The organism is Streptomyces millisiae (assembly GCF_031845425.1).
GTDB lineage: Bacteria > Actinomycetota > Actinomycetes > Streptomycetales > Streptomycetaceae > Streptomyces > Streptomyces millisiae.
Genome location: NZ_JAVREM010000029.1, coordinates 19,842 through 36,310, shown reverse-complemented (window position 1 = coordinate 36,310; position 16,469 = coordinate 19,842). Strand labels below are relative to the sequence as shown.

The 16,469-nt window shown below is 71.3% G+C and carries 17 protein-coding genes; 8 read left to right on the top strand and 9 right to left on the bottom strand.

Annotated elements, in window-relative coordinates; all coding sequences use genetic code 11:
* The first annotated feature begins 82 nt into the window (after positions 1 to 82).
* The 4 genes from RNC47_RS20905 to RNC47_RS20890 are packed head-to-tail and all read left to right on the top strand — an operon-like array spanning position 83 to position 3,916.
* Entirely contained in the window at positions 83 to 1,399 is a 1,317-nt protein-coding gene (locus RNC47_RS20905) for an ABC transporter substrate-binding protein (protein WP_311600974.1), read from the top strand.
* 56 nt (positions 1,400 to 1,455) lie between these two features.
* Entirely contained in the window at positions 1,456 to 2,418 is a 963-nt protein-coding gene (locus RNC47_RS20900; protein ID WP_311600973.1) for a carbohydrate ABC transporter permease, read from the top strand.
* A complete protein-coding gene (locus RNC47_RS20895; protein ID WP_311600971.1) occupies positions 2,415 to 3,305 on the top strand; it encodes a carbohydrate ABC transporter permease in 891 nt (296 codons plus the stop codon). Before RNC47_RS20900 ends, RNC47_RS20895 begins: the two co-directional genes overlap by 4 nt.
* Positions 3,302 to 3,916: a hypothetical protein gene (locus tag RNC47_RS20890; RefSeq protein ID WP_311600970.1), complete on the top strand. Its 615-nt coding sequence runs from the start codon at positions 3,302 to 3,304 to the stop codon at positions 3,914 to 3,916. The genes RNC47_RS20895 and RNC47_RS20890 overlap by 4 nt, the downstream gene beginning before the upstream one ends.
* On the opposite strand, the gene RNC47_RS20885 is transcribed toward RNC47_RS20890, so the two are convergent.
* The 3 genes from RNC47_RS20885 to RNC47_RS20875 are packed head-to-tail and all read right to left on the bottom strand — an operon-like array spanning position 3,895 to position 5,934.
* A complete protein-coding gene (locus RNC47_RS20885; protein ID WP_311600969.1) occupies positions 3,895 to 4,437 on the bottom strand; it encodes a GNAT family N-acetyltransferase in 543 nt (180 codons plus the stop codon). The two genes, RNC47_RS20890 and RNC47_RS20885, sit on opposite strands and share 22 nt — an antisense overlap.
* Positions 4,438 to 4,451: 14 nt before the next feature.
* A complete protein-coding gene (locus RNC47_RS20880; RefSeq protein WP_311600968.1) occupies positions 4,452 to 5,024 on the bottom strand; it encodes a helix-turn-helix domain-containing protein in 573 nt (190 codons plus the stop codon).
* A 10-nt stretch (positions 5,025 to 5,034) separates the two neighbouring features.
* Positions 5,035 to 5,934: a LysR family transcriptional regulator gene (locus RNC47_RS20875; RefSeq protein WP_311600967.1), complete on the bottom strand. Its 900-nt coding sequence runs from the start codon at positions 5,932 to 5,934 to the stop codon at positions 5,035 to 5,037.
* Positions 5,935 to 6,031: 97 nt separating this feature from the next.
* Between RNC47_RS20875 and RNC47_RS20870 the strand changes: the two genes are divergently transcribed.
* The 3 genes from RNC47_RS20870 to RNC47_RS20860 are packed head-to-tail and all read left to right on the top strand — an operon-like array spanning position 6,032 to position 9,473.
* Entirely contained in the window at positions 6,032 to 6,763 is a 732-nt protein-coding gene (locus tag RNC47_RS20870) for a succinate dehydrogenase cytochrome b subunit (protein ID WP_311600966.1), read from the top strand.
* An 8-nt stretch (positions 6,764 to 6,771) separates the two neighbouring features.
* Positions 6,772 to 8,727, top strand: a complete 1,956-nt coding sequence (locus tag RNC47_RS20865; protein WP_311600964.1) for a fumarate reductase/succinate dehydrogenase flavoprotein subunit — start codon at positions 6,772 to 6,774, stop codon at positions 8,725 to 8,727.
* Entirely contained in the window at positions 8,724 to 9,473 is a 750-nt protein-coding gene (locus RNC47_RS20860) for a succinate dehydrogenase/fumarate reductase iron-sulfur subunit (RefSeq protein ID WP_311600963.1), read from the top strand. The genes RNC47_RS20865 and RNC47_RS20860 overlap by 4 nt, the downstream gene beginning before the upstream one ends.
* A gap of 111 nt (positions 9,474 to 9,584) precedes the next feature.
* On the opposite strand, the gene RNC47_RS20855 is transcribed toward RNC47_RS20860, so the two are convergent.
* Complete coding sequence (locus RNC47_RS20855) at positions 9,585 to 10,280, bottom strand: helix-turn-helix transcriptional regulator (protein WP_311600961.1); 696 nt, start codon at positions 10,278 to 10,280, stop codon at positions 9,585 to 9,587.
* A gap of 198 nt (positions 10,281 to 10,478) precedes the next feature.
* Complete coding sequence (locus RNC47_RS20850; protein WP_311600960.1) at positions 10,479 to 11,699, bottom strand: MFS transporter; 1,221 nt, start codon at positions 11,697 to 11,699, stop codon at positions 10,479 to 10,481.
* A gap of 156 nt (positions 11,700 to 11,855) precedes the next feature.
* Here RNC47_RS20850 and RNC47_RS20845 point away from each other — a divergent pair, with 156 nt between their 5' ends.
* The gene (locus tag RNC47_RS20845) at positions 11,856 to 12,494 is read left to right on the top strand and encodes a TetR family transcriptional regulator (protein WP_311600959.1); all 639 of its coding nucleotides are present in this window, start codon (positions 11,856 to 11,858) and stop codon (positions 12,492 to 12,494) included.
* Between the two features lie 138 nt (positions 12,495 to 12,632).
* On the opposite strand, the gene RNC47_RS20840 is transcribed toward RNC47_RS20845, so the two are convergent.
* From RNC47_RS20840 to RNC47_RS20825, 4 genes are read right to left on the bottom strand one after another with little or no spacing between them, the layout of a single operon-like run.
* A complete protein-coding gene (locus RNC47_RS20840) occupies positions 12,633 to 12,821 on the bottom strand; it encodes a hypothetical protein (protein ID WP_311600958.1) in 189 nt (62 codons plus the stop codon).
* Entirely contained in the window at positions 12,811 to 13,854 is a 1,044-nt protein-coding gene (locus RNC47_RS20835; protein ID WP_311600957.1) for a 3-oxoacyl-ACP synthase III family protein, read from the bottom strand. The genes RNC47_RS20840 and RNC47_RS20835 overlap by 11 nt, the downstream gene beginning before the upstream one ends.
* Entirely contained in the window at positions 13,851 to 14,564 is a 714-nt protein-coding gene (locus RNC47_RS20830) for an HAD family hydrolase (RefSeq protein WP_311600955.1), read from the bottom strand. Before RNC47_RS20830 ends, RNC47_RS20835 begins: the two co-directional genes overlap by 4 nt.
* Positions 14,561 to 16,465 carry an FAD-dependent monooxygenase gene (locus tag RNC47_RS20825; protein WP_311600954.1) on the bottom strand — a complete coding sequence of 635 codons (1,905 nt, stop codon included), beginning with the start codon at positions 16,463 to 16,465 and terminating at the stop codon, positions 14,561 to 14,563. The genes RNC47_RS20830 and RNC47_RS20825 overlap by 4 nt, the downstream gene beginning before the upstream one ends.
* Between the last annotated feature and the right edge of the window lie 4 nt (positions 16,466 to 16,469).

Sequence of the window (16,469 nt, the reverse complement as noted above, 5' to 3'; positions counted from 1 at the left end):
TTCGGCCGGGCGCCGGAGCCGAAAAGGGCCAAGCCACCGCCTCCGGAGTGTAGTTCCACATTGACAGAGCAGGGAGGCTCCTATGTCAATCAGAAAGACCGCGACGAGCGGCATCGCTCTCGCCCTGGCCGGTTCGCTGGCCCTCACCGCCTGCGGCTCCGGGGGCGATGACGGTGGCGACGGCGGGAACGTGACGCTCAACTTCACCTGGTGGGGCAGCGACGAGCGGTCCGAGCGTTACGAGGCCGCCATCGATCTCTTCGAGGAGGCGAACCCGGGCATCACGGTCCAGACGAGCTTCGCCGAGTTCCAGGACTACTGGACCCAGCGCAGCACCGACGCCACCTCGGGCGAACTCCCTGACGTGCTGCAGATGGACGTCTCGCGACTGCTGGAATATGCCAACAACGGTCTGCTGTACGACCTCACCGAATTCGAGGGAAACGGCATCGACACCTCGACGATCGACGAGGGTCTGCTCGAGTCGGGCCGCACCAATGAACAGTTGGTCGCCATTCCCACGGGCTCCAATACCCTCGCGCTGATGGTCAACCCCGACCTGGTGGAGGAACTCGGCGTCGAGCTGCCCGACTGGGACTACACCTGGGAGGAGTACCAGGACTTCGTCGTGGCGGCCAGCGAGGCCGGCGCGGACCGCGACCCCCGGGTGTACGGCGGTGGCGACTACACCATGACCTGGTGGTTCTTCATGCAGTACCTCGTCCAGCAGGGCATCGAGCCGTTCTCCGAGACCGGCGAGATGAACTTCACCGAGGACGACATGCGCGACTTCATCAGCAGCGCCGACCCGGTTCGCGAGGCCGCGGGCGGCGACGCGTTCTTCCCGCTGGAGCGCGGCGAACAGCTGCTGCCCAAGGGCGGGTTCACCAGCGGCGAGGCGCCCGTCGAGTTCCACTGGGACAACTTCATCAGCGGCTACAGCAACGACCTCGGCAGCGACAACATCCAGCTGATGCCGATGCCGACCGGGGCCGACGGCCAGAAGCACATGTTCTTCAAGCCGACCATGCAGCTGGCGATGGGCGCCAACACGGCCCACCCCGAGGAGGCCGCCGCGCTGATCGACTTCCTGATCAACGACCCGGAGGCGGGCCAGATCATCGGCACCGACCTGGGCGTGCCGTCCTCGCAGACCCGGCTCGAGGCGCTGGAGGTCGAGGAGGGCAGCCTGGACCAGCGGGTCATCGAGTACGAGCAGCGCGTCCGTGACGAGGGCTACGCCACCGCGACCGTGCCGTTCCAGCCGGAGGGCTTCGGTGCCCTGGAGACCGAGTACGTGGAGGTCCTCTCGCAGGAGTTCCAGTACGGGCAGATCTCCGTGGACGAGTTCGTCGAGCGCTGGTTCTCCGAGGCGTCCAACCTCCTGGTGACCTCCTGACCGGCGTCGACTCCATGTGACCCGTGTGACACCGATTCACCGAACGGAACCCCCTCATGACCATCACCCATGAGGCGACCCGGTCCGCTCAGGTCGGCAAGCCCCCGCGACGGCCGCAGAACCGGCGGCCGTCGCGGCGGGCCGCCGAGACCCGGGCCGGCTACGCCTTCCTGGCGCCCTGGTTGCTCGGCTTCATCGCCCTGACCGCGGGGCCGATGATCGCCTCGCTCTACCTGGCCTTCACCGACTTCCACCCGATCCGCGGCGGCGAGTGGATAGGCGTGGAGAACTTCACCCGCCTGTTCGACGACCCGCGCTTCCTGGACTCGGTCCAGGTCACGCTGACCTACGCCATCGTCGGCACGCCGATCAAGCTGGCCGCCGCGCTCGGCGTGGCCATGCTGCTCAACAACCGCCGCCGGGGCCAGGGCCCCTACCGGTCGATGTTCTACGCGCCCTCGCTGATCGGGGCCAGCGTCTCCATCGCCATCGTGTGGAAGGCGATGTTCAACGACCAGGGCATCGTCGACGACGTCGGCGACTTCTTCGGCACCTGGCAGGGTGGCTGGGTCGGCGACCCGGGCAAGACGATGCCGATGATGGTCCTGCTGACGGTCTGGCAGTTCGGCGCGCCGATGGTCATCTTCCTGGCCGGCCTCAAGCAGATCCCGGGTGAGCTGTACGAGGCCGCCGAGGTGGACGGGGCGGGTCCGTGGCGCAAGTTCACGCGGATCACGCTGCCGATGCTCTCGCCGGTGCTGTTCTTCAACCTGGTGCTGGAGACGATCCACTCCTTCCAGGTGTTCGCCTCCGCGTTCATCATCTCCGGCGGCCGTGGCGGCCCGGCCAACTCGACGCTGTTCTACACCCTCTACCTCTACCAGCGCGGTTTCGGTCAGGGGCAGTTGGGCTACGCGGCGGCGATGGCCTGGCTCCTGGTGATCGTGGTCGGCGTCATCACGCTGATCTTCTTCAGGACCTCCCGCTACTGGGTCCACTACACCGGAGAGGGCCGATGAGCACAACCACCCTCACTGAGCAGCACGAGACGTCACGCCGCCGGGCCAAGCGGCGGCGGGTCGGGCGGACCGTGGTGTTCCACGCCGCGGTCTGGGCGATCGCCATCGTGATGCTCTACCCGGGCGTCTGGATGCTGCTGTCGTCCTTCCGGCCGACCAACCAGATCATCGGTGAGACGGGGCTGATCCCGGACAACACCACGCTGGACAACTTCAGGAACGCGCTGGACGGCATCGGCGGCATCTCGTTCTGGACGTTCTTCGGGAACTCGCTGTTCCTGGCCGTCGGTTCGGTGGTCGGCGTCTGCCTGTCGTGCTCGGTGACGGCCTACGCCTTCGCCCGCATCGACTTCCCGGGCCGGGGGCTGTTCTTCAGCCTGATGATCGGCACCCTGCTGCTGCCGTTCCACGTGGTGATCATCCCGCAGTTCATCATGTTCAACGAGATCGGCTGGACGGACTCGTACCTGCCGCTGCTGGTCGGCAAGTTCCTGGCCGCCGAGGCGTTCTTCGTCTTCCTGATGGTGCAGTTCATGCGGAACCTGCCGCGCGAGCTGGACGAGTCGGCGCGCATCGACGGCGCCGGGCACCTGCGGATCTTCTCGGCCATCATGCTGCCGCTGATGCGTCCGGTGCTGGCGACGTCGTCGATCTTCGCGTTCATCTGGAGCTGGAACGACTTCCTGGCGCCGTTGATCTACCTGCGCAGCCCGGACAAGTACCCGCTGCCGCTGATGCTGCGTCAGTTCACCGACCAGACCAGCGTCTCGGACTACGGGGCGCAGATGGCGGCGGCCGTGCTGGCGCTGGCACCGGTGATGATCTTCTTCATCCTCTTCCAGCGGTACATCGTGGAGGGTGTGGCCACCCAGGGGTTGAAGGGATGAGTGCCGTGGCGGGGCGGAGCGGCGGGAAGCGGCTTGGCGCGAGCCTCGCGCTCTTCGGCGAGGTGGTGATCGTCGGGGTGCTGGTGGCCGTGCTCGCGCTGCCGGTGGTCACCGCGCTGCCGGCGCTCGCCGCGGGCGCCGCGCACCTGCGGCGGCACTTGTCGGGGGACAGCGTGCGGGTGGCGGACCTGCTGCGGGACTTCGCGGCCGCCTGCCGCTCGCTGTGGGCGGCCGGCCTGGCCGCCGCCGTGGCCGCGCTCGTGCTGTTGTGGAACCTGTCGCTGGCGCAGGCCGACGTGCTGCCGGGCGCCGGCGGCCTGCTGCTGGTGACGCCGCTGATGATGGCGGCGCTTGGGGTGGTGGTGCTGCGCGCCGCCGCCGGCTGGCGCCCGGAGCGGGCCGAACCGCTTTCGCTGGTGCGGGAGTCGGCCGAGGGCGCGGTGCGCGATCCGGCCGGGTCGGTGCTGTTGGCGTTCGCCTGGCTGATGTGCGCGGTGTTCGTGTGGATGCTGCTGCCGCTGGCGCTGGTGGCCGGCGGCCTGTTGGCGCTGGCCGGCATCGCGGTCGAGCAGCGGTCGGCGGCGCGGGATCAGGCGGAGAGCGACTTGTAGAAGAAGGTCGTGGGCCGCGGCTCGCCCGAGGGGGCGGCCGCGTGGCCCGGCACGACGCCGATGCTGGTCCAGCCCCGCCGCGCGTACAGCGCCTCGGCGGGGCTGCCGGTCTCGGTGTCCAGCATCAGCAGGGTCCGGCCCTCGGCCAGCGCGGCGGCCTCGGCGGTCGCGAGCAGCGCGCCGCCCACGCCCCGGCCGCGGGCGTCGCGGCGCACCATGAGCTTGACGATCTCGGCGCGGTGCCGGCTGTTGGGCTTGTCGGCCCTGACCAGGCTTATGGTGCCGAGCGGCTGGCCGCCGGCATCGTTGGCGATCCAGACGGTCTGTCGGCCGTCGGCCACGAGCGGGGCCTGGGCGGCCCACCAGGCCGCGGCCTCGGCGTGCTCGAACGGCGACAGGAAGCCGACGGAGGCGCCGCCGGCCACGGTGTCGACCAGCAGGTCGGCCAACGCCTCGACGTGGTGCAGCAGTTGGGCTCCGGTCGACAGGCTGACGAGTGCCGGATCCGGACGGTGGCGCATGGGTGTGGACTCCTTCACGGGAGGACGACCGCGAGGGCGTAGCGGGCCGGGGCCGGCCCCGCGCAGCGGAAGCGGGAGGCGCCCCAGAGCCGGTAGCGCAGGCAGTCGCCGGGGCCGAGCAGGTGTGGGCGGTCGTCGACGGTCAGCTCCAACTCGCCGGCGAGCAGCCACAGATGGTGCTCAAGACCGGCGACGGGTGGCGCGTCGTAGTCGATGGTCGCGCCGGCGAGCAGGGTGCCCTCGACCAGTTCGGCGCGCAGCCCCGGGTGCGGCGGGGAGAGCGAGCGCCGGGTGAACCCGGTGGCCTCGTCCCGCCAGACCGGCTGCTGGTCGGCGCGCAGCAGCTGGGGCGGCTCCCGCTCGACCTCGGCGAGCAGTCGGGACATGGTGAGGCCGTAGACCGTGCCGAGGCGGCCCAGCTGGGCGGCGGTGGGGCTGATCTCGGCCCGCTCCAGGCGGGAGAGCGCGGACCGGCTGACGCCGGACCTGGCGGCCAGCTCGTCCAGGGTCAGGCCGCGTTCGCGGCGCAGTTCGCCGAGCCTGGCGGCCAGCCGCCGGTCGATCGGGTCCTCCAAAGTGTCTCCCATATTCGGGATGCTATCCCAGATACGGGAACCGGCCGCGGTGGCTCATGAGAATGCGTTGCAGCTCACGCGCGGCCCGCGGCGGCGAGACGTCGCCCCGGTGCGCCACCGAGATCGTCCGGTGCAGCCCGGGCGGGGCGAACGGGGTGGCCCGAAGCCCCGAGCGGTCGGCCACCATGCTGGGCACCACGGCGAGACCCAGGCCGGCGCGCACGAAGCCGAGCACGGCGTCCATCTCGCCGCCCTCCACGCTGAACGAGGGCTCGAAGCCGGCCCCGTGGCAGGCCGCGAGGGTCAGCTCGCGCAGGTCGTAGCCGTGCCGGAACATCACGAGCGGCTGGTCGCGCAGGTCCTCGACCCTGATCCGCCCGCCGGCTCCGGGCGGCGGCTCGGCCGGCGAGGAGATCACCACCAGCTCCTCGCGCAGCAGCTCGGTGGTGGCCAGCGCCGGCCCCTGCGCGGTCAGCGGGGTGATGATCAGCGCGAGGTCGAGGTCGCCGGCGGCCAGGATCCGCACCAGGTCCTGCGAGCCGTCCTCGTGCACCTTCAGCTCCACGCCCGGGTAGCTGTCCCGGAAGGTGCGCAGCACGTCGGGCACCAGGCTGGCGCACAGGCTCGGGGTGGCGCCGAGCCGCAGCCGGCCCCGGCGCAGCTGGGCGACCTCCTGCACCTCGCGGCGGGCCGTCTCCGCGTCGGCCAGGATCCGGCGGGCCAGCGGCAGCAGCGCGGCGCCCGCGTCGGTCAGCGTGATGTGACCGCGGGCCCGGGAGAACAGCTCGGCGCCGAGCTCCCGCTCCAGCGACCGGATCTGCTGGGAGAGGGAGGGCTGGGCGACGTGCTCCCGGCGGGCCGCGCGCGTGAAGTGCCGGGTCTCGGCGACGGCCGTGAAGTAGCGGAGCTGCTGCAGCTGCATGACCGGAATCGTACGGCGGCACGATAGACATCGCCTATCGAAAGCAGCCGATCTATGTCTTGGACTGATTCCGTGGGTCTCTCCTACCGTCGATCACATGGCTCTGGCGACACGCACGCCGACTCCCCCGAAGACCCCCCAGCGCCGCCGGCCGTCGTCCGCGCCGGCCAGGTTCTGGCACTCCACGGTCGGCAAGAAGACGGTGATGGCCGTCAGCGGCACGATCATGCTGCTGTACCTGGTCGTCCACATGGCCGGCAACCTCAAGGTCTTCTTCGGCCCCGACGAGATGAACGGCTACGCCCACTGGCTGCGCACCGTGGGCGAGCCGGTGCTGCACCACGAGTGGTTCCTGTGGATCGCGCGGGTGGCCCTGCTGGCCGCCGTCGTCGCCCACGGCACGGCCGCCTACCAGCTCAGCCGCCGCGACCTCGCCGCCCGGCCCGTCAAGTACCAGCACCGCTCGGCGCGCACCAGCTACGCCACCCGCACCATGCGCTGGGGCGGCGTGATCATCGCGCTGTTCCTGGTCTGGCACATCCTGGACCTGACGACCGGCACGGTGAACCCCAACGGTGAGGCCGGCCGCCCCTACGAGAACATCGTCGCCGCCTTCAGCACCTGGTACGGCAACGTCATCTACGTCGTCGCCATGCTCGCCGTCGGCCTGCACATCAGGCACGGCTTCCACGCCGCGGCCCAGACCCTCGGCGCCGGCGGCCGCGGCCGCGACCGCCTGCTGAAGGGCGTCGCGAACGGCCTCGCCCTGCTGCTGACCGTCGGCTTCCTCTCCGTCCCCGTCGGCGTCATGACCGGAATCGTGGAGTAGTGACGACCATGAGCGACTCCCTCAGCTACCTCGACTACACGACGGGCGACCCGATCCAGGACACCAGGGCGCCGTCGGGACCGATCGCCGAACGCTGGGACCGCCGCCGCTTCGAGGCGAAGCTGGTCAACCCGGCCAACCGCCGCAAGCACACCGTGATCGTGGTCGGCACCGGCCTCGCCGGCGGCGCCGCCGGCGCCACCCTGGCCGAACAGGGCTACCACGTGCTGCAGTTCTGCTACCAGGACTCCCCGCGCCGGGCCCACTCGATCGCGGCCCAGGGCGGCATCAACGCGGCCAAGAACTACCGCAACGACGGCGACTCCGTCCACCGCCTCTTCTACGACACCGTCAAGGGCGGCGACTTCCGCGCCCGCGAGTCCAACGTGCACCGCCTCGCCCAGGTGTCGGTGGAGATCATCGACCAGTGCGTGGCCCAGGGCGTGCCGTTCGCCCGCGAGTACGGCGGCCTGCTCGACACCCGCTCGTTCGGCGGCGTGCAGGTCTCACGCACCTTCTACGCCCGCGGCCAGACCGGCCAGCAGCTGCTGCTCGGCGCCTACCAGGCGCTCTCCCGGCAGATCGCGGCGGGCAACGTGGAGATGCGGCCGCGCACCGAGATGCTCGACCTGATCGTGGTCGACGGACGGGCCCGCGGCATCGTGGCCCGCGACCTGATCACCGGCCGCGTCGACACCTACCTGGCCGACGCCGTGGTGCTGGCCACCGGCGGCTACGGCAACGTCTTCTACCTCTCCACCAACGCGAAGAACTCCAACGCCTCCGCCATCTGGCGCGCCCACCGGCGCGGCGCCTACTTCGCCAACCCCTGCTTCACCCAGATCCACCCGACCTGCATCCCGCGCTCCGGCGACCACCAGTCCAAGCTGACGCTGATGAGCGAGTCGCTCCGCAACGACGGCCGCATCTGGGTGCCCAAGCGCCCGGGCGACGACCGCGCCCCCGCCGACATCCCGGAGGACGAGCGCGACTACTACCTGGAGCGGATCTACCCGTCGTTCGGCAACCTGGTGCCGCGCGACATCGCCTCCCGGGCGGCGAAGAACGTGTGCGACGAGGGCCGCGGCGTCGGCCCGGGCGGCCAGGGCGTGTACCTGGACTTCGCCGACGCCATCGCCCGGATGGGCCGCCCGGCGGTGGAGGCCAAGTACGGCAACCTCTTCGACATGTACGCCCGGATCACCGCCGAGGACCCGTACACGGTGCCGATGCGAATCTACCCGGCGATCCACTACACGATGGGCGGCCTGTGGGTCGACTACGACCTGCAGACCACCATCCCGGGGCTCTTCGCGATCGGCGAGGCCAACTTCTCCGACCACGGCGCCAACCGGCTGGGCGCCTCGGCCCTCATGCAGGGGCTCGCCGACGGCTACTTCATCCTCCCCTCGACCCTGGCCGACTACCTGGCGCGGCACCCGCACGAGGAGGTCGCCGAGGACCACCCGGCCGTCACCGACGCCGTGTTCGAGGTCACCGACCGGCTCTACCGGCTGCTGTCCAACAACGGCGACCGCACGCCCGACTCCTTCCACCGGGAGCTCGGCGAACTGCTGTGGGACGAGTGCGGGATGGCCCGCAACGACGCCGGGCTGCGCAAGGCGCTCGGCCGCATCCCCGAACTGCGCGAGGAGTTCTGGCGCCGCGTGAGGGTGCCGGGCGACGGCAAGGAGCTCAACCAGTCGTTGGAGAAGGCCAACCGGATCTCCGACTACCTGGAGCTGGCCGAGCTGATGTGCCTGGACGCGCTGCACCGCACCGAGTCCTGCGGCGGCCACTTCCGCGAGGAGAGCCAGACCGAGGGCGGCGAGGCCGCCCGCCGGGACGAGGAGTTCTCCTACGCGGCGGCCTGGGAGTTCACCGGCACGGGACAGGCGCCCGTGCTGCACAAGGAAGCCCTCACCTTCGAGTACGTCCACCCCACGCAACGGAGTTACGCGTGAACCTCACCCTGCGCATCTGGCGGCAGCGCGACCCGGAGTCCCCCGGTGCCATGACCACCTACGAGGTGGCCGACGTCTCCCCCGACATGTCGTTCCTGGAGATGCTGGACACCCTCAACGAGCAGCTGATCCTGCGCGGCGAGGAGCCGGTGGCCTTCGACCACGACTGTCGGGAGGGCATCTGCGGCGCCTGCGGCATGGTGATCAACGGCGACGCGCACGGCCCGGAGCGCACCACCACCTGCCAGCTGCACATGCGCAGCTTCAGCGACGGCGACACCATCGACGTCGAGCCCTGGCGGGCCGCCGCCTTCCCGGTGGTCAAGGACCTGGTGGTCGACAGGTCGGCGTTCGACCGCATCATCGGCTCCGGCGGTTACATCACCGCGCCGACCGGCAGCGCCCCCGAGGCGCACGCCACCCCGGTGCCCAAGCCGGCCGCCGACACCGCGTTCGAGCACGCCGAGTGCATCGGCTGCGGCGCCTGCGTGGCCGCCTGCCCCAACGGCTCGGCGATGCTGTTCACCTCGGCCAAGGTGGTGCACCTCAACTCCCTGCCGCAGGGCGCCCCCGAGCGCGAGAGCCGGGTGCTCGACATGATCGACACCATGGACGCCGAGGGCTTCGGCGGCTGCACCGTCACCGGCATGTGCACCACGGTGTGCCCCAAGGGCATCCCGCTGTCCTCGATCACCACGATGAACCGGGAGTTCCTGCGCGCCACCCGCAGGGGCGGTTCGGCCTGACCCGGTCCGGCGGGCCGGTCCGCCGGGCGCCCGAAACGTCGACCGGCCCCCGCCCGGTGGGGTGGCGGGGACCGGTCCTCGGCGTGACGGGGTGGGCGGGGCGGCGAGGCGCTACGGCGCCGCTTGTCGGGCGTGCGCATAACGTTCGTACAGGCCCTCCCTGAGAGCCCTCGAAACGGCGAGCGTGCGGTTGTTGCAGTCCATCTTCGCCAGGATGTTGGCCACCAGCCGCTTCGCGCCGTTCTGCGATATCTGCAGACCGCGGGCGATCTGCTTGTTGCTCATGCCCTCGACCATGAGAACCAGGGCTTCCTGTTCCCGTGGGGTGAGCCTCAGTCGGACCTGTGGTGGTGCCTTGTGTCGGCCCGCGAAACGCACCAGATCGGAGGCGAGTTCCTCCGGGATCGCGGCACCGCCGTTCGCCGCGGCGGCCACCGCCTTGCGCAGACTGTACTCGTTGACGCTGCTGGCCCTGACGAATCCGGCACGGAGCCCCATGACCTTCGGTAAATCGAAGAGGTCACCCTCCTCGACGAGGAGGACGATGCCGACGCCGCGGGCCACGGTGTCCCGCAGCTCGTTGGCGGAGTCCTCGTCCACCTCGTTGAGAAGCGCGATCAGCACGTCGCCCGCGTGGAGGCCCGAGTCCAGCGCGCCGGCCAGGCCCGACCTGGTGCTTATCTCGGGCTCCCGGGGCATGAGTTGGAGCATCCGCTCGACGCCGAGGCGGACGACGCCGTTCCCGATTCCGACCGTGACGCGACCGGTGACACTCCCTCTCTCCTGACTTTCCGTGACATCCAACATGACGACCCCCAGTCGTTTGGTCAAGCACCCCTGGTCATTGGAGTGCACTTAAAGGTAACCCCAAGGGATCCCCAAATCCAGACCATACAAATGACGCGGTATTGATCACGGAGAGGCCACGGGAAGCGTTTTTGAGAATGCCGAGAATTTCTCCCTGCCGAAGTACCGCACATCGTCTCGGAAACGTGCGTGTAAACGTTAGCTGGTACGGGCGGTGGCGATTTCCGGAGCCTGCGGTCCGGTCGACTCCGCGCGCTTGGTGGATCTGGGCCTGACGGCCCAGGCGAGGAACGCGACCAGCGACAGGCCGCCGCCGGCCGCCGAGGCGCCCGCCCAGCCCGCCATCTGGTAGGCGGCGGAGCCGATGGCCGAGCCGAGCGCGCCGCCGATGAAGTAGCTCGTCATGTAGACGGCCGTCAGCCGGGCGCGCGCGCTGGGCGAGAGGGCGTAGATCACTCCCTGGTTGAGCAGGTGCACGCCCTGCACCGTCGCGTCCATCACCAACACCCCGACGATCAGCAGCAGCAGGCTCTCGCCGCCGGCCCCCATCGCGAGGAAGGAGAGCGCCAGCGCGGAGAGCATCACCCCGGAGAGCACGCTCTGCCGCGCGTCGGTCATGTACCGGCCGGCCAGGTTGGTGGTGAGCGCGCCCGCGACGCCGACCAGGCCGAACAGGCCGATGTCGCCCTGGTCGAAGTGGTAGGGGTCGTCCGCGAGCAGGAACGCCGCCGTCGTCCAGAAGCAGTTGAAGGCCGCGTAGACGCAGGCGCCGATGAGCGAACGGCGGCGCAGCACGGGCTGGCTGGCGGCGACCGAGACGATGGCCCGCATCTGCTGCCGGTAGGTGATGCTGAGGTCGGCGGGGCGCGGGCCGAGCAGCCGGAACAGGACGGAGGCGGCGAGCAGCATGAAGACGGCGGCGAGCGCGTAGACCGCGCGCCAGCTGACGGCCTCGGAGACGAGCCCGGCGAAGGTGCGGGAGAGCAGCACGCCGATCAACATCCCGCTCAGCAGCATCCCGATGACGCGGTTGCGTTGGGCGTCGCCGGCCACCGAGGCCGCGAACGGGACCAGGATCTGCACCACCACGGAACTGACGCCGACGACGCAGGCGGCGACGATCAGGGTGGTGAGGTTGGGCGCCGCCGCGCTGACGGTGAGGGCGGCGGCGTCGACCAGCAGCAGGCCGCACACCAGCGGGCGGCGCGGCACGATGTCGCCGAGCGGCACGAGGAGCACCAGGGCTGCGGCGTATCCGAGTTGGGTGGCGGTCACGACGGCGCCCGTGCTGCCCTGGGAGACGCCGAAGCTCTCCGAGATGGCGTGCAGCAACGGCTGTGTGTAGTACAGGTTCGCCACCGTCAGGCCGCACGCGAGCGTCAGCAGCCAGACAAAGCGGGGGGATGGCGTTATCTGCATGCGAACTGTCTTCCTTCGGGGCCGGGTTGGGTTACCCAGCTGCAACTAGTTAGTTAGACGAAGGAGTCAAACCACACAGTCAAACCGTTTGGTTGGGCGCTATCGTCATGAAACCGCATGGTTTCCCGTGTGGCAACCCCGTGGAGGAAGTGGCATATGACGTCGCTGGACACCAAGAGCCGCATCATGGCCGCCGCGCTCGCCGAGTTCGCCGAGCACGGCGTGGCCGGGGCCAGGGTGGACCGGATCGCCCGCAACGCGCGGGCGAACAAGGAGTCGATCTACCGCTACTACGGCCTCAAGGAGGAGCTGCTCGAGCAGGTGCTCAGCGAGTACCTGCGGCACAACGGGGACACCGTCACCCCTGAGGCCAACGCGCTGGACGAGTACGTGGCGGGCCTGTTCCGGCACTACCGGCACGATCCGCGCTATCTGAGGCTCTGTCTGTGGGAGGGGATGGAGGGGATCGGGATGCGGAGCGACGCGGCGATCGAGGAGCGCCGCGCCCACTTCGCCGACAAGCTCGACGCCGTCCGCGCCTCCCAGGAGGCCGGCACCGTCGACCCCGAGCTGGACCCCAGACACCTGATGATCGTGCTGCTCGGGATGGTCAACTACTGGTTCGCGGTGCCGCAGATCGTGCGGCTGCTCTTCGGCGGGGAGCCGGACGAGGCCGTCCTGGCCGAGCACGAGCGGTTCGTGGCGGAGTGCGCGCGACGGATCATCGCCCCGCGGGTCCCGCCACGCGGACCGCTGCCCGACGAAGATCAGCCGCGTTCCTCGTCGAGCGTGTGACAGTCCGCGGAACGGGCCCGGCGGTCGCCTCGTCGGCGCGCCGGGTTGCCGTGCGACGGGGCGCCGCAGCGCCCCGGTCGCGCTCGTCGTCGAGCGCGTCGCCGGGGATCCGCCGCGCGAGCCGGGCGACACCGCGCGCTAGCCGCCGGGTTCGCCACGTGAGCCGGGCGCCACGGGCTCGCCGCCGAGCGCGTCGCAGCCCGGCGGGCAGACCTGGCGGCCCGGCAGGCCGCCGCCCATCGACCAGCAGGCGACGGCGTCGTCGCACGGCGGGCGAGGATCCCACAACGGACCGCGATCCCGCCGCGCCGCAGGCTCAGTCCGCATGACGAGTCCCTCCTTCGCCGGCCGCAGGCCGTTCGTGCCAGCGGATGAGCGCGGTGGCCACCGACATGCCGCCGCCGAAACCGGCGAGCAGCAGCAGGTCGCCGTCCGCGAACGCGCCCTCGCCACGGGCGTGGTCGAGCGCGATCGGGATGGAGGCGGCGCTGGTGTTGCCGTGTCGCTCCACGGTGAGCACCTGCCGGGCCCGGCCCAGCCCGAGCAGCGGCCAGACGTCGGCCAGCAGCGCGCCGTTGGCCTGGTGCGGGACGAAGTGGTCGACGTCGTCGCCGGTCAGGCCGTTGGCGTCGAGCACGCTCGCGACGGCCGCCGGCAGTTGGTCGGTGACGAACTCCCTGACGCCGCGTCCGTCCATCCGGAAGTGGTGCGAGCCGTCGATGACGCTCTCCTTGCTCGCCGGTACGCGGCTGCCGCCGGCCTCGACGCGGATGAGCCCGGACAGGTCGCCGCGGCTCGACATGCCGCCGCCCACGAAGCCGCGGTCGCGCGGCACCGGGCCGAGCACCACGGCGCCCGCCCCGTCGCCGAAGAGGATCGCCGTCTTGCGGTCGCTCGGGTCGATGATGCGCGAGTAGACGTCGGCGCCGATGACCAGGCCGTAGCCGCCGGTGCCCGACATCAGGCGGGCGCCGGCCGCGAGCGCGAAGACGAAGCCGGCGCACACCGCGTTGATGTCGAAGGCCGCGGCCTGGTGGGCGCCGATCTGGTGCTGCACCAGGCAGGCGGTGGCGGGCTGCGGCTGGTCGGGGGTGGAGGTGGCGACCAGCACCCAGCCGAGTTGGTCGGCGGTGATCCCGGCGTCGGCGAGCGCGGCCCGGGCCGCCTTGACCGCCAGGTCCGAGGTCGCCTCGTACTGGCCGGCGTAACGCCGTTCCCTGATCGTGGTCTTGCGGACGATCCACTCCGGGGTGACGCCGGCCCGGGCGGCGACGACGCTGTTGGACACCACCTGGCTCGGCAGGTGGGAGCCCACGCCGACGATGCCGGTGCCCGGGGTGCCTTCGGGGAAGGCGGTCATGCCCTCGCTCCTCTCGCGGTCGGTCGTACCGCGGTGCTGTGCCCCGCGGTGCTGTGTCCCGCGCGGCGGCGCCGGCGCGCGGCGAGGTGCGCGAGCACCTCGGGGTGGTCGCCGACGGCGACCGGGTGGCCGACGAGGTCGAGCATCGGCAGGTCGCTGGGGTGGTCGCCGTAGGCGTAGCAGTCGGCGGGGTCGACGGTCGAGTGCTCGTCCAGCAGCCGCTGGACGGCGGCCTCCTTGTGCTCGCCGATCATGGGGGTCTCGATCTCCCCGGTGTAGCGGCCGCGGGCGGTCAGCGGCCTGGTGCACAGCACGTGGCTGGCGTCCACGGCCTCCGCGATCGGGTCGAGGCAGGCGTCGAAGGAGCCGGAGACCAGCACCAACGCGGCCCCGGCCCGCCGGTGTTCGCGCAGCGCGCGGAGGGTGTCGGCCAGGTAGAAGCCCTCGCGCGCGGCGCGGTCGGCGTACCAACGGCGGCCGGCCTCGCGGATCTCCGCCACCGGGGCGCCGCGGTAGGCCCGGTAGTAGGCGCGGTTGACCTCGGTACGGGGGACGCCGCGGTCGGCCATCGAGCGCAGTTCCCCCGCCACCCGCCGGTAGACGCCGGGCGGGGTGTGGAAGGCCAGGAAGTCGAACATGCTCTTGGTGCTGATCAGCGTCTCGTCGACGTCGCAGAACACCAGGTAGGGCCGTTGGGTGCGGGTGGTCATCGCGCGTCACCCGCCGCGCCGAGCTCGACCGCGACCAGCACCAGGTCGGTTTCTCCGGTGTTGCGCAGCGCGTGCCGGACGCTGCCGCCCGCCGGGAGCGGGTTGAACTTGACCGTGCCGGTGACGAGTTCGACGTCCTCGGGCTCGCCGCCCTCGGCGTCGCTCACCTGCGCCGAGCCGCCGCTGACGACGATGGTCAGCCACGGCCTGTGGTGGGTGTGGAACGGACGGCTCTCGCCGCGCGGGATGCGCTCCACCCAGGACCTGGCGTCGCGGGTGTCGACCTCGAGTTCGGCGCCGAGTTCCTTCCAGGGCCCGTCGTGGGAGGCGGCTCCCGCGTCCGGGTCGGTGACGGTGGTCATGGGGTGCTCCTCGGAGGTGGGGGCGGGCGCGGCCACCCGCGCGGGGTGGAACGCGGCGAGCAGCGCGTGCACGGACTCCAGGTCATCGGGGTGCCCGTGGTCGGCGACGTAGCCGTCGGGCCTGACGAGGTAGTAGCCGTCCCTGGCGCAGGGCAGCGACGGCACGCGGGCCTGGTCGAGCGCGTGGTGCGTGAGGAGGCCGGGCCAGTCGGCGGCCACGGCCCCGGCCCGCCGGGCGAGGGCGCCGGAGCCGACGGTCACCAGGCGGTAGCCGTCCCGCTGCGGGCCGGTGGCCGGCAGCCTGGCGGGGAACGCGGCGCCGACACCGCCGTGCGCGCGTGCCCGCCGTCCCGGCGGGCGCAGCATGGGCGGATAGGTGATGCGGCGGCCCGCCATCACGGGCGCGTACCGGCGAGTGAGCACGCCGGTGGAGTCGGCGGCGCGCAGCAGCACGTCGCGGACCCGCACCTTCCAGGGGGCCGACACCAGCCAGGCCCTGGTCTGGATGTCGGTGTCCCTGACCACCTGGCGGGCCACCGCGTGGCGTTCCCTGTGGTAGGTGTCGAGCAGCGTCGGCGCGGCGCGCCCGGTGATCACGGCGGCCAGCTTCCAGGCGAGGTTGTGGGCGTCCTGGAGGCCGGTGTTGAGGCCCTGGCCGCCGGCGGGCGAGTGGATGTGGGCGGCGTCGCCGGCGAGGAAGCAGCGTCCGCCGCGCATGCGGGTGACCAGCCGGTGGTGGACCTCGAAGGTGCTGATCCACTCCGGGTCCGCCAGGTCGACGCCGCCCGGGCCACGCTGTTCCACCACGTCCTGGAGCAGTTCGAGGCTGGCCTGCCGCTGCCCGGTCGGCGCGTTGACGAAGAACCGGGAGCGGCCGTCGGGCAGCGGGACCACCACCAGGACGCCGCCGGGCGACTGGTAGTAGTGGGCGATGTCGCGGGCGAGGAGGTCGCCGCCCGCGCCGCGCCGGCGGGCGGTGGCGAAGGCGTCGACCAGCATGAAGGTGTTGGGGTAGGTGGCGCCGACGAACTCGATGCCGAGCAGCTCGCGCACCGTGCTGTGCGCGCCGTCGGCGCCGATCACCCAGCCGGCGGTCATGGTGTCGGTCGCGCCGTCCGGGGCCCGGGTCACCAGGCGTACGCCCTCGGGGCGTTGGTCGAGCTCGACCAGCCGCCGGCCGCGTTCCACCGTGCCGCCCAGTTCGTGCAGCAGGGTGGTCAGCACCTGCTCGGTGGAGCGCTGCGGCAGGCACTGCGGGAAGGTCGCGGTGTCGAAGTCGATGTGCGCGACCGGGCGTTTCGACGAGTAGTAGCTGAACCGCCGCAGCGGGATGGCCTTTCCGGCCGCCGCCCGCGCGACGCCGAGCCGGTCGAGCACGTCCATGCTGCGCGGCCACAGCAGCAACGCCTTGGAGTGGGCGGAGGGTTCGGGTCTGGCGTCGATCAGCCGGACCGATATCCCGTGGCGCAGGAGTTCGCAGGCCGCGACCAGTCCGGTGGGTCCCGCGCCGACGATGGCCACGTCGGTCGTGGTCGGCACGGCG